8 protein-coding genes are annotated in these 12,551 nt (G+C 71.6%); all 8 read right to left on the bottom strand.

The window, feature by feature from the left end; genetic code table 11:
• Nucleotides 1-12: 12 nt before the first annotated feature.
• Nucleotides 13-1,314: a Dyp-type peroxidase gene (locus tag ACIQCZ_RS33575; RefSeq protein WP_402288135.1), complete on the bottom strand. Its 1,302-nt coding sequence runs from the start codon at nt 1,312-1,314 to the stop codon at nt 13-15.
• Nucleotides 1,315-2,093: 779 nt separating this feature from the next.
• Nucleotides 2,094-2,576: a (2Fe-2S)-binding protein gene (locus ACIQCZ_RS33570; protein WP_402288132.1), complete on the bottom strand. Its 483-nt coding sequence runs from the start codon at nt 2,574-2,576 to the stop codon at nt 2,094-2,096.
• The gene (locus ACIQCZ_RS33565; protein WP_402288129.1) at nt 2,573-3,505 is read right to left on the bottom strand and encodes an FAD binding domain-containing protein; all 933 of its coding nucleotides are present in this window, start codon (nt 3,503-3,505) and stop codon (nt 2,573-2,575) included. The genes ACIQCZ_RS33570 and ACIQCZ_RS33565 overlap by 4 nt, the downstream gene beginning before the upstream one ends.
• Nucleotides 3,502-5,829, bottom strand: coding sequence for a xanthine dehydrogenase family protein molybdopterin-binding subunit (locus tag ACIQCZ_RS33560; RefSeq protein WP_402288127.1), 2,328 nt, complete (start codon nt 5,827-5,829; stop codon nt 3,502-3,504). The genes ACIQCZ_RS33565 and ACIQCZ_RS33560 overlap by 4 nt, the downstream gene beginning before the upstream one ends.
• A 640-nt stretch (nt 5,830-6,469) precedes the next feature.
• Complete coding sequence (locus ACIQCZ_RS33555; protein WP_402288125.1) at nt 6,470-7,441, bottom strand: helix-turn-helix domain-containing protein; 972 nt, start codon at nt 7,439-7,441, stop codon at nt 6,470-6,472.
• Complete coding sequence (locus ACIQCZ_RS33550) at nt 7,435-8,472, bottom strand: helix-turn-helix domain-containing protein (RefSeq protein WP_402288122.1); 1,038 nt, start codon at nt 8,470-8,472, stop codon at nt 7,435-7,437. The genes ACIQCZ_RS33555 and ACIQCZ_RS33550 overlap by 7 nt, the downstream gene beginning before the upstream one ends.
• 74 nt (nt 8,473-8,546) lie before the next feature.
• On the bottom strand, nt 8,547-9,533 hold the full coding sequence (locus ACIQCZ_RS33545) for an alpha/beta hydrolase (protein WP_402288120.1): 987 nt from the start codon (nt 9,531-9,533) through the stop codon (nt 8,547-8,549).
• Between the two features lie 69 nt (nt 9,534-9,602).
• The gene (locus ACIQCZ_RS33540) at nt 9,603-12,458 is read right to left on the bottom strand and encodes an AAA family ATPase (protein ID WP_402288367.1); all 2,856 of its coding nucleotides are present in this window, start codon (nt 12,456-12,458) and stop codon (nt 9,603-9,605) included.
• Between the last annotated feature and the right edge of the window lie 93 nt (nt 12,459-12,551).

Raw genomic sequence — 12,551 nt, 5'->3', positions numbered from 1 at the left:
GGCAGAGAAGGATCAGGTCAAAAGCCCGCGAGCGTAGTAGTCTTTCTCGTCCTGAACTCCGGGAAGTGCGAAGAAGTAGCCGCCGCCCCGGGGGCTGATGTACGGCACCAGCGTTTCGTCCTCCAGCCGGGTCTGCATGGCGACGTAGGTGTTCAGCTCTTGCTGGAAGCAGACGAACGCATGCCCCATGTCGAGTTCCGGTGGGTTGGGGCTCCGGTCGTAGTCGTAACTGCGACGCAGGATGGTGCTGGTCGCCGCGGTCTGCGGAGTCTGGGGGTTGGCGAGGCGGATATGAGAATTCAGCGGGGTGATCAGGCCTTGCGGGTCGTTCGTGTAGATGGGGTCGAGGAGATCCGTGACGTTCTCGTCCACGGCGTACATGGGGGCGCCACTCGCCTTGCGGCGGCCGAAGATCCGCTCTTGTTGAGCAACGGGCACTTTCTGCCACGCCTCGATGAAGAAGTGCACGATACGCACCACGTGGTACGTGCCGCCCGCGGCCCAGGCCGGTTCGGCGCCTTTCGGCTGGACCCAGACCACCTGATTCATCTGGGCGTCGTCGGTGACGCTCGGGTTGGAGATGCCGTCCTTGAAGCCGAACCAGTCACGCCGGACGCCGACGGGACGCTCCGGATTACGCTGGCCGTCAATGCGCCAGCGCAGCTTCATCGCGGACTTGGTGTGGGTCAGGATGTCGAGCAGCGCGTGCACCGTCGTGTCGCGGTGATCGGCGCAGATCTGGATCAGCAGGTCGCCCTGGCTCAGCGAGGGGTCCAGGTCGTCGTGGCGGAAGGGCGTCATCGTGACGAGCTGGACCGGCTTGTGCGTGCTCAGTCCGTAGCGGTCGTCGAAGAGGGACGCGCCCACTCCGACCGTGAGGGTGAGACCGTCCGCCACGATCGTGGGTCCCATGATGCCGTTGTCCGACGGTGTTGCGGTCGGGGGTACCTGCGGTGGCTTGCCGCCCGCCGTGAGGAAGCGGGCCCGCGCGGTCAGCGTGCGGAACAGGTCGGTGAGTTCCGCGCGGTCGGAAGCGGTCACGTCGAACGAGACGAGAATCGCGTCCTGTTGGGGGTCGGTGGCGATGCCTGCCTGGTGATGGCCGTGAAAGGGAACCGTGCGGGATTTCGGCTGCTCCTTGCTCTCGACCGCCGTGTCGGCGAGCGCCTCACCGCTGCCGGCGGCTGCCCCGCCCGCCACTCCGGCCACGCCCGCGGCGGCTCCATGCAGAAACGACCGCCGGGCAAGCGCACTCGCCGGGCACCCTCCGCCGCTCCACCCGTCCTCCAGGCTCGCGGATGTCTCGTCGGTCATGGTTCCTCTCAGGCAAGGAGCCCGGCGTCGAACCGTACGGCGCCGGCGCCATCGCATTCCGTGAACCGGCCCCGGCTCGAACGGCGCGCGACCGCACATGGCAGCCCAACCGGCCTCCGGACTGCCACCAGTGACACAACTATTTCGCAGAACGTAATATATGGGACGGTCGGGGCGGCGCCACTTGAACAGACACCGCTCGGCAGACCTGCCCCCACCGACGTCGCGCCGGGATCACGGCCCGTCGAGCGCGCGGCGGCGAGAACGTACCGCTGACGCGGGCATGGGCCAGGCGCTCACGTCGGCGGTCGGGAACAGTGCCGCCTGCGATGTCCCCCTGAACACCGCCACGGACATACGCGCAGGCCACAGCAACGTTCCGGCGTATGTCGGTCGCTTACGCCGGGCGGGTGCGCCCCCCGTGGTCGCCGAAGCGCAGATCTCCTTGCGCTCGCTGTCGTGACTGTCGGCCTTCCCCGAGACGGCAGCCGTGTCATGGCCCGCATCAACTCGACGGCGGTGTCCTCGGGCGGAGCCGGTCGGCTGCTCACCTGGCCAGCACATTGCAAGGCGTAAACACCTCGATCAGAGCCGAGATTCCGGCGCGCGAACGGGGGAGGCGACTCCTCGGCCGACGTGGCGGCAGGTCCAGTGGGTGTCGGCCGACTGTTGCACGGAAAAGGCTCAGCATGCACGGCAAGACGCTCCGGGGGCTCGGCAGCGACGGTGGCTGGTTCGCCGACGAGGAGCCGGGTACCGAGATCCACCCGGACCAGGTGTCAGGCGGTGGTTTCCCGTTGCTCCCGGGCCGCGCGCGTGATGGCGCGTCGGATGGGTTCGTAGCCTGTGCACCGGCAGATGTTGGAGCCGACGACGCCCGCGATGGCCTCCGGATGGTCAGCGAGGTCGGGATCGGTGTCGAGCGCTCCTGCGGCCACCATGAGGAAGCCGGGTGTGCAGAAGCCGCACTGGAGCGCATGCTCGGCCGAGAAGGCACGTTGCAGCGGGTGGGGTTCGCCGCCGGGTCCCGCGAGGCCCTCAACCGTACGAACGGAGCTGCCGTCGCACTGCACGGCCAGCACCAGGCACGCGCGGACCGGATCGCCGTCCATGAGCACGGTGCAGGCCCCGCAGATGCCGTGCTCGCATCCAAGATGCGTACCGGTCAGGCCCAGGTCGTCACGCAGGACGTCGGCGAGCAGGCGCCGGGGCTCCACGTCGAGGCGGTGTGCGGTTCCGTTCACAGTGAGCGTGATCTTCATCGGTGGTCCCCCTCGCGTGCGGCGAGACGGGCGCGCAGATCGAGCGCCGCCTCGCGGAGTGTTCTGCCGACCAGGACGGCGATGGCATGCCGCTTGTACTCCACGTCGGCGTACGGTTCTGCGAGCGGTGCGGCGTCCTCCTGGGCGGCGACGCGGCCGGCGCGTGCGAACGGATGGTCGTCGGGCAGCCGGCGCCCCGCGGGGAGCGGGCCGATTTCGGTATCGAGCAGAGTGCGTTCGGCGGCACGGGCCCGTACCGGGCGGTCGGCGGAGTTGACCAGTCCGATCCGCGCGTCGCCGATCACTCCGTCGTGCACGGTGAGAGCGGCCGCGACGGCGACCTGGGCGAAGCAGAAGTGGGTTCGGCGGTGCTCAATGAAGCCGACCCCGGTGTGCTCGCCGAGCAGCGGGAGCCGTACGGCGGTGATCAGTTCCTGCGGTCGGCGTGCGGTGCGGTACGGCCCCAGGAAGTAGTCGCCGGCCGGGATCGCGCGGGCGTCGTCGGGGCCGGTCACCTCCACGACGGCGTCCAGGGCGACGCCGATGGCGCACCATTCCGAGGCGGGATGGGCCCAGCCGAAGCTGCCGGCCATGGTCCCGCGAGAACGGATCGGAGGGTGGGCGATGTTGACGACGGCCCGTGACAGCAGGGTGCCGAGCGGACCCGGTACGACACCGACCGGCTCGAAGGCCGCGTGGCGGACGAGGGCGCCCACGCGCAGTTCGTCGCCCTCGACGCTCATGCGGTCCAGTTCCGGGATGCGGTTGATGTCGACGACGAGTTCGGGGCGGACGCGCTGCAGGTGCATCTCCAGGATCAGGCTCTGTCCTCCGGCGAGCACCTGGGCCTTGCGCCTGGTGCCGCCGAGTGCCTCGACGGCCTCGGCGACCGTGCGGGGAACCACATAGTCGAAGGATGCGGGTTTCACCGGACGCCTTCCTCATGTTTCGGGGCCTGCGCCGCCCGCCAGACACTGTCCGGGGTGAGCGGCATCTGCAGCAGACCGGGATCGGCGATCCGCAGGGCATCGGCCACGGCGTTGACAATGGCGGCCGGGGTGCCGATGCAGCCCGACTCCCCCGCGCCCTTGGCGCCCAGCGGGGTGCCGGGGCCGGGTGTACGGGTGTCCTTGATGTCGATGGGCGGGACCTCCGTGAACGTCGGGAGCAGGTAGTCCAGGAATCCGTTCGCCAGCTGCGGCACGCCGGCGTCGTCGAACGTCATGCCTTCGTAGAGGGCCTGGCCGATGCCCTGTACGGCCGATCCGAACGCCTGCCCGCGCACCACCGTGGGGTTGAGCACCACGCCGCAGTCGTCGACTGCCACGAGCCGCAGGACGTTCACCGTGCCCAGCTCCGGATCCACCTCGGCCACCGCGGCGTGTGCGCCGAAGGGGAACGCCATGGCGGCCTCGTAGCGCTCCTCCACCCGCAACGGGCCGGTCGACTTCACCAGATCGCCGAGGCCGGTGGCCGCCGAACCGTCATGGGCGGTGTGTACGGCGCCGTCCGCCCACTCGATCTCGTCGACCGAAAGGTCCCACAGGTCCGCCGCCCGCGTGCGCGCCTCCTCGATCAGGCGGGTCGCGGCGTGCTGGAGCATGGCGCCGTCGATCTGGGCCGACCGGCTGGCGAACGAGCCCAGTCCTTCGGGCTGTTCGTCGGTGTCGCCCTCGACGAGGCGGACCTGCGCCTCCGGAATGCCGAGGACCTTGGCCACCAGGGCGGGGAAGACCGTCTCGTGCCCCTGGCCGCTCGGGGCCGCGCCGCAGCGGGCGGTGACGGTGCCGTCCTCGTGGACTTCCAGGCTGCCGAACTCGTGCAGGCCACCGGGTTCGCCGCCCGAGCGCTCCACATAGCACGAGACACCGATGCCCAGCGGCAGCGCGTCCGGATCCTCGCGACGGCGGGCCCGCTCCGCGCTCCACTCCTCGTGGCCGAGCGTCTCCAGCGCCAGGTCCAGGGCGGCGGCGTAGTCCCCGCTGTCGTAGCGGCGTCCGGTCGGCGTCTCGTACGGGAAGGCATCGGGCGGAATGAAGTTGCGCCGCCGCAGCTCGATCGGGTCGATCCCGAGGCGCCGGGCGAGCAGGTCCATCGCCCGCTCGATCGCGGTCGCCGCCTCGGGACGCCCGGCGCCACGGTACGGGTAGGTCACCATGGTGTTGGTGAGCACCGACCGCAGGGTCGCATGGACGCGTGGGGTCGTGTACGCGCCGGTCGCCATCCACGCCGTCTGCATCGGCAGTCCCACGCCCAGGTGCGGATAGGCGCCGACATCGGCGTCGATCGTCAGCTCGTAGGCGAGGAGCCGTCCTTCCGCGTCGGCGGCCAGGCGTACGGTCTGGTCCTGTCCCCGGCCCCGGGTGGCGACGAGCGTGGACTCCAGGCGGTCCTCGATCCAGCGGACCGGCCGGCCGAGCTTCACCGCCAGATGGACGACGACCACGAACTCGGGGAACGCGGCACTCTTCGAGCCGAAGGCGCCTCCGGTGTCCGGGACGACGACCCGGATCCGGTCGGCGGACCAGCCGAGAGTCGCTGCCAGTTCACGCCGCAGCCGGTGCGGCATCTGGTGCCCCGACCACACCGTCAGCCGGTCTCCGTCCGGTACGGCGAGGATCGTCCGGCATTCCATGGGGCTGGGCATCAGCAGTTGCTGACGGTACGTGGCCTCGACCACGGCGGCGGCGTCCTGCCAGACGGACGGATCGACGGGCTCTCCCGCCTCGCCGCGCAGGGCGATGTTGCTCAGTCCGTCGAACAGCCGGACGGAGTCGTCCAGCGCCTCGGCGGGTGTCACCACGGCGGGCAGCGGATCGATCGTGGCGATGACCTCGGCGGCCCCGTCCTCGGCCCGGTACCGGTCCTCCCCGAGGACGACCGCCAGCGCCTCGCCCGGATATCGCACCCGGTCCGTCACGAGGGCCGACCACTCCCGGCCCGCGACGGCGTCCTCCGTGGAGAGCCTGGCCAGCAGGGTGTACGGGACCGGCGGAAGCTCCGGCAGATCCGCGGCCGACCAGGCTCCCACGACCCCGGGCACATCACGGGCCGCCGCGCAGTCCACGGCGCGCAGTACGCCATGGGCCACCTTGCTTCTCACGAATGCCGCGTCCAGACATCCAGGAACGTGGATATCGGCAACATAGCGGCCTTTCCCGGAAAGCAGCCGCTCGTCCTCACGCCTTGTCCATTGCTCCACAGCAACACCCCGTTCGTGTCTTTGCGGGAACTGGCTCCATTCCGAAGCCATTTCGATGGAACGGAAAGCCGGTGGAATTCAGCTGCTTGGATACTAACGGCCAGGTGCACGATGGAGAGTGGATCAGGGAGCGGTGTCATACGCCTTCGGATCCGAGGCGGAGGAGGGAGGCGACGCGGGGTGTCATCGACCGACGACAGCGCCGGAGGCGAAGGCGCATGGCGCCGGGAGCCGGCTCGCCATCGCGTACCGGGCCGTAAGGGCTGCCCCGTAATCCCTGATGGATGGGCGCGCGGGCGTCGGATGCGGTGCATCGCAAGGCGGAGGGACGTCCACATGCGGGATGTGTTCGGGTGTTCCGACGATGCGGCGAGGTGCCAGAGCTGTCGTCGTGCGCCCGCCGGGGATTACGGGACAGCCCTCAGCCCCACCGGCAGGGTGTGTCCGCAAGGCGCACCGGCCGAAGGGCGCAGGTCATGTCGCCGGATTCATCACTGCTGTCACCCGTGTCCTCGGGCACCCGCGCACCACGGACGCGGTGCCCTCCCACCGACGTCGGACGTACCGGCGCGAGGCCGTGTCCCAGACATTCGGCTCGGTTCACATGGGCGATCCCGACGTGATCGGCCGCGGCACGATCCGTACACCGCGGCCGGGTCCGATGCAGGCCGTGCTCAGTGCCGGCCGGACATCAGGTCCCCAGGTGCGCAGCGCGCCACTGCACCGGCGACATCCCATACGTTTCGCGGAACGTCCGGCTGAAGTGGGAGGGGTTGGTGAAACCCCAGCGGGCGGCCACCGCCGCGATCGATCTGTGGTCCGCGCCGGCCGTGGCGAGTTCCTCGCGCGCCGATTCGAGCCGTCGCGTCCGCACCCAGGCGTTGACGGTGGTGCCCTGCAGCTGGAAGAGGCGATGCAGGTAGCGCAGGGAGATGCCGTGCTGGTCGGCGATGCTCTGAGGGCTGAGTCCGGGGTCCTGCACCCGTGCCTGGACGGATGCCGTGATCCGCTCCCACAGTGCGGGCGCGGGCCGACTGCCGACCTGCTCCAGGGCCAGGGTGGCCAGCGTCTCCGCCGCGATGCGGGCGAGGTGGTCGCGTCCGGTGGCAGGGGTCCGCATGATCTCGTCGACGAGCCCGCGCAGCAGCGGCACCAGCAAGGCCGCTGCTCCCTTCCCGGCGTCGTCCACCGCGGTTGCCGTCAGGGCGGACAGCTGCCCTTCCTCCAGCCGGAGCAGGGCGCGGGGCATCATGAGGACCCGCGCCCGCTGCCGCGCGGGCAGCACGATCCGGTACGGGCGCCGCGCGTCGTGGAACGCCAGTCGGCCGGGCCGGAGTTCGGCGACGCGGCCGTCCTGCAACAGCATTGCGGTGCCGTCCAGTTGCAGACGTACGAGGATGTGGGTGCTGGGGTCGGCGGCCACCGAGCGGGCGCTGCGCAGGACCGTTCCCGGGCCGAACTCCTCGGTGGCGATCTGGAGCGCCCCGAGGCGCTCGGCAGTCAGCTCGCCCGCCCACGGGCCGTCGCCCTCCACGGCGACCTCGATACCCGCGAAGACCTCTGACAGCGCGCGTTCCCACGCGGCGGTGCGGTCCCCGGGAGCGAGGCTCCGGACGGAGAAGGACGCCCCTTGGCCCGGGGTGGTCAGCGATCCGGTCAGCACGGCTCTTCTCCCGTCCCACGGCTTGTACGCTCCCGGTCGAGCCAGTCCGTGGGAGACAGGCCGAAGGAGCTGTGGAAGGCCCTGCTGAACCGGGCGGGACCGGTGAAGCCCCAGCGTCGCGCGACCTGGCCCAGGCTGACCGATCCCGGTGCCCGTGCGACGAGTTCCTTACGGCACTCGTGCAGCCGCAGCTCGCGGATCCACCGGCACACGGTGGTGTCCTCGACCTCGAACAGCCGGTGCAGATAGCGGACGGAGATGCCATGGGCCTGGGCGACGGCCCCGGGAGTCAGGCCGGAGTCCGACAGGTGCCAGCGGATGAAGGTCTTGATCCGCAGCAGCAGGACCCGGTCGGCACCCGGCAGGACTGCGGTGTCCTCGCCCAGCCGGTCCGCCGCCGTGGCCGCCATCAGGTCGATGACGCTCTCGGCCAGTCGCTCGCCCACCGGCGTCGCGTATGCCTCGGAGGTGTCCGCCAGCCGTTCCAGCAACGGGGCGAGCAGGGCGGGCAAGCCGCCGCTCGGGCGCACGGCCCGCGCGGTGAGCTGCCGCAGATCGGCCTCCGACCGCCCGAGCAGGTTCCGCGGTACCGCGAAGATCTTCAGCCGGAAGCGTTCCGGGAACGTCGTGCGGAAGGGCCGAACGGTTTCGAAGAACCCGATGTCGCCGGCCCGCAACTCGGTGGTACGGCCGTCCTGTTCGACCTGGGCCCGGCCGCCGCTCTGGAGCGCCACGAAGACTTCCCGGCCGTCGCCGCGGGCTATGAAGCGCGGCGACCGGTGGACGCGCCCCGGGTCGCACTCCACCGTGGTGATCCGCAGGTTCCCGAGGTGGTCGGTACGCAGGGCCGCGTCATAGGCCGGGCCGTCGGTGGCGATGTCCATCCCCACCAAGGTCGCGAGCACGGCGTCGTGCCAGAAGTCCAGGCTCTCGCGCGGCGGAACCGAGCGCGTGCTCAGCACCCGGGCTCGACTCGCGCCGGAATCCGGACTCCAGCGACTCTTCTCGAAGGAGCCGATCACGGTTGGCATGGTCCGAGCATGCTGTAGCCGTACCGGCGGGCGCATCAGTCGGTCGACTGGTCACCGTGCCCTTTCCACGCCCTTCAGCGCATTCGGGCACGCAGGAAGGCGCAACCGGTCACCAGAGCTGCCCGGGTGGGCTCGCTGTCGTGCAGGGCGTGCAGCGCCACGAAGTCGTGGATCGTGCCGAGGAACCGTACGGCCGACGCCTCGACGCCGGCCGTACGCAGATTGCGCGCGTACTGCTCGCCCTCGTCCCGGGCCACGTCGGCCTCGGCGGTGACGACCAGCGCCGGCGGCAGCCCCACCAGGTCCTCTCTCCGTGCCCGCAGCGGTGACGCGGTGGGCTCCTCCCGCAGGGCGGGGTCCGTGACGTAGCGTGCCCAGTACGCGCGCAACGCCCGGTGGGTGAGCAGGTATCCGGTGGCGAACTGCCGTTGTGAGGGGCTGTCGCAGCGGGAGTCGGTGAGCGGGTAGTAGAGCAGTTGTGCGCCGATCCGTGGCCCGCCCCGGGACTTCGCCAGCATGGTCACCGCGGCGGCCAGCGTGGCTCCGGCGCAGTCGCCGGCCACGGCCAGCCGGCTTGCGTCCAGGCCGAGTTCGCCGGCCCGGGCGACCGCCCAGGTCAGCAGGGCGTAGCACTCCTCCAGCGCCACGGGATAGCGGGTCTCGGGGGTACGGCTGTACTCGGGGACGACGGCGCACACCCCCGCGCCGTCGACGAGCTCGCTGATGAGGCGGGCGTGGGTCTGCCCCTCGCCGAGCGTCCACCGGCCGCCATGGAGGTACAGCAGCCCGGGGAGCGGGCCGGTCGCACCGGCCGGGCGCACGGTCCAGAATCCGACCAGTCGGGAGGGGCCGACGCAGGCCACGCGGTAGACCGCGTCCACGTCGAAGTCCTCGAAACGGTCCACCTGGGTCTCCCGCAGCGCCTGCCGCGCCGTCTCCGGCCCGAGGTCGTCGAGGGACGGAGGCGTGGCGGACGCGGCGACGACGCGCTGCACCACGGGGTCGAGGAGGAAGGTCGTGGGTGAGTCCCCACCGGCACGGTCCCCGAAGACGTCCCGCATCACGCACTCCCCTCCGGCCGGGTCGCGCGGCCGGTCGGCAGGTCCGCACGGAACCGGATGGTCCGCTCCTCACCTCTGCTCAAGGAGATCGCGCAGTTGCTGGCGGCGGCTGATGCCGAGCTTCGGGTAGACGTTGTACAGGTGGGAGCCCACGGTACGCGGCGAGAGGAAGAGCTGTTCACCGATCTCACGATTCGAAAGGCCGCGCGCGGCCAGCTGGACGATCTGTTGCTGCTGTGCCGTCAACTGCTCCAGCAGACCGTCGGTGTCGGGGGTGGGTGCCGCGCCGCTGGCGCGCAGTTCGCGGGCCGCGGCCGCGGCGAGGGCGCCCGCGCCGATACGTTCGGCGGTTTCCAGCGCGGTGGTCAGCTGCTGACGCGCCTCACGTGTCCGGCGGCAGCGCCGCAGCCGGATGCCGTAGTTGAGGCGGACATGGGCGCGTTCCCACGGCCACCGATCCGCCTCGTGGTTGACCAGCGCGAGCTGGAAGTGCTGCTCGGCGTCCTCGTCCGGGCCGACCAGGGCGGTGGCATGGTGCAGGAGCAGCGTCATCCTGGTGCTCGGGCGCTCCCCCTGCTCCGCCCGGACCCGGGCCAGAACCGGCACGGCCTCGTCGGACCGGCCGGTGCGCTGGGCCGCGACGGCGAGTTCCGCGATGCTGCGGGGCGACAGGACGGGATGCAACGGCGAACCGTCGGCGGTGAACAGCTCGCGCAGGTGTCGCCAGCCGCCGTCCCAGTCCCCCAGCGCGATGGCGGCGAGTCCGCGGGCGCGCAGCATGCGTGCGTGAGTGGCCCGATTCTCGTCCAGGCAGACGGCACGCCAGACCGAGGGGGTGAGCCGGGGCTCCGGCGGAACGGTTCCGCGGAGCGCTTGCAGGGCGAGAGCCTGCGCCTGAAGATCCGCTCGGAGGCGCGGCAGACGCAGCACCGCGGCCTCGGCCGCGGCCTCCCGGATCAGGGCCTCGGCCTCGGTGAACGACCCGATGCTCATGAGGGTGTCCACGAGCGCGAGGACCGTCCAGCCGCGGATGCCGAAGGCACGGGCGGTCCGCAGCTGGGCATCGGTCTCGCGGAACTGCCCCAGGTACACGTCCGCCTCGTCCGCGAGGCAGGCCGTCGCGAGGACCGCCGTCCGGGAGGCCGACGCGTAGGGGCCGTGCAGTGGCGCGCCGTGCGGATGACCGGGCCTCGCCGGCGAGCCTGTGGCGGTCCGCGGTCGGACCACTGCGGTGACCAGCGTCTCCAGTGCCCGCTCTGTGCCCGGCCCGGCGAGGTGGCCCAGAAACCCGGTCACCGGGGGCCGACGCCGCTCGGCACGGCCGGTCTTCCCAGCGGCATCCGTCTCTCCTGCAGAGTCGGTCCCTCGGGCAGGAGCGGTCTTCTGGGCAGGAGCGGCCTCTTGGACAAGAGCGGTCTTCTGGACAGGAGCGGTCTTCCGGGCACGGTCGAGCAGCGTGGACAGGCCCGCCCTGTGCTCCGGCAGGCCGGACTGGACGGCGATGCCCGCGGCCACCGCCGTCACCGCGAGCGCGACGGGCCGGCCGACCGCCGGAAAGTGCTCCGAGACATCGACCAGCAGGTCGAAGGCCTCCCGCTGAGCGGACTCCAGCGACATGATCGAGGCCAGGGCACCGGCCGCCGCGCAGACGAGCTCCGGCTCCCCGGAGTCCCGGACGAACCGGTCGTGCAGTTCCCTCACCCAGCCGGGATCTCCCACCGCGTGCGCTGCCACCAGAGCCTCGGCCAGACGGCGTGAGCGCTCCCGCCGCCGCGGGCTGAGCCGGGCCGCCTGCTCCAGGGCGCGCGCGGTGCCCACGACGTCCCCGTGCTGCCACGCGGAATCCTCCAGCAGGGCGGCCACGGACTCGTCGGCCCGCAGGGTGGCGGTGGCCAGGTGGCGGGCCCTGCCCTCCGGTCGTGCGACGGTCTCGGCGAGGTCCTGCTGGGCCTGCTGCCGCTCGCCCGCGGGATGCCGCGAGAACGCGGCCGCCCGCGCCAGCGGATGCCGGAAGACGAGACGGTCCTCGACCAGCGAGACCAGACCGGCCGCCTCCGCCGGGGCCCACACCGTGAGGTCTTCGGTGTCCAGGGCGGCCATGAGAGTGGCGACGCTCTCCCCCGGCCCCGCGGCAGCGGCGTACAGCAGGGCCCGTCCTGTCGCGGGAGGCAGCGCGTCGAGTCGTGCCGCGAACGCGTGCCCCGTCAGGGAACGCCCCGCCGGTGTGCCGACGGCTCGGACGGCCGTCGGCTCCCGGCGGCTCAGTTCCACCAGGGCCGCGGGATTGCCTTCGGCTTCCTCCAGGATCTCCAGCCTGCGCCGGCCGGTGGGCGCCGCCGGCCGGCGATCCAGCAGCGCGGCGGCCGAGGGAGCGCTCAGCGGGCCCAGATGCAGGCTCTCCATGACGGGGGGCAGGCCGGGCGGGGGCGCCTCCCCCCGCGCGGAGAGCAGAACCCTGAGCGGGCGGCCGGTCAGGAGCCGGATCACCGCGCAGAGCGCGTCGAGGAAGGCACCGTCACAGGCATGGATGTCGTCCACGCACACCAGCACCGGCCGGGAGGTGGCCAGTCGGTCCAGCAACGCCAACAGGGCGGCCTGCACCTGCGCGTCGTCCGGCCCGCCGTCGTGGGTGACGGGGTTCAGGGCGGCGCTCAGCACCTGGCCGTGCGCGGCGGGCAGGCCGGCCAACTGGTCCAGGACCGGCGCCAGCAGTTGCTGGAGACAGGCGCGGACATGCCGGTGGTCCGCGGCCCAGCCCTGCGCGGACAGCACGAACATGCCGTCGTCGGCGGCGAGTTCCCGGACGTGACCCAGCAGTGTCGTACGCCCGATCCCCTCCTCCCCGAGGAGCAGCAGGGCCTGCGGGCCGCCGGGCTCGCGCCTCACGCACTGGAGAATGCGCCTGATCTCCCTGCCCCGCCCCAGTGGGCGCGACGACGCCGTGCCGCAGGACGATCGGCGGACTGCTTCGTCGCCGACCGCCGACCGGGATGGAAGGACCTTCATGCGTGTACTCCG

This window comes from Streptomyces sp. NPDC093149 (genome assembly GCF_044754145.1).
Lineage (GTDB): Bacteria > Actinomycetota > Actinomycetes > Streptomycetales > Streptomycetaceae > Streptomyces.
Note: the sequence above shows the minus strand (reverse complement) of the source record. Positions and strands in the feature narration are given on the sequence as shown.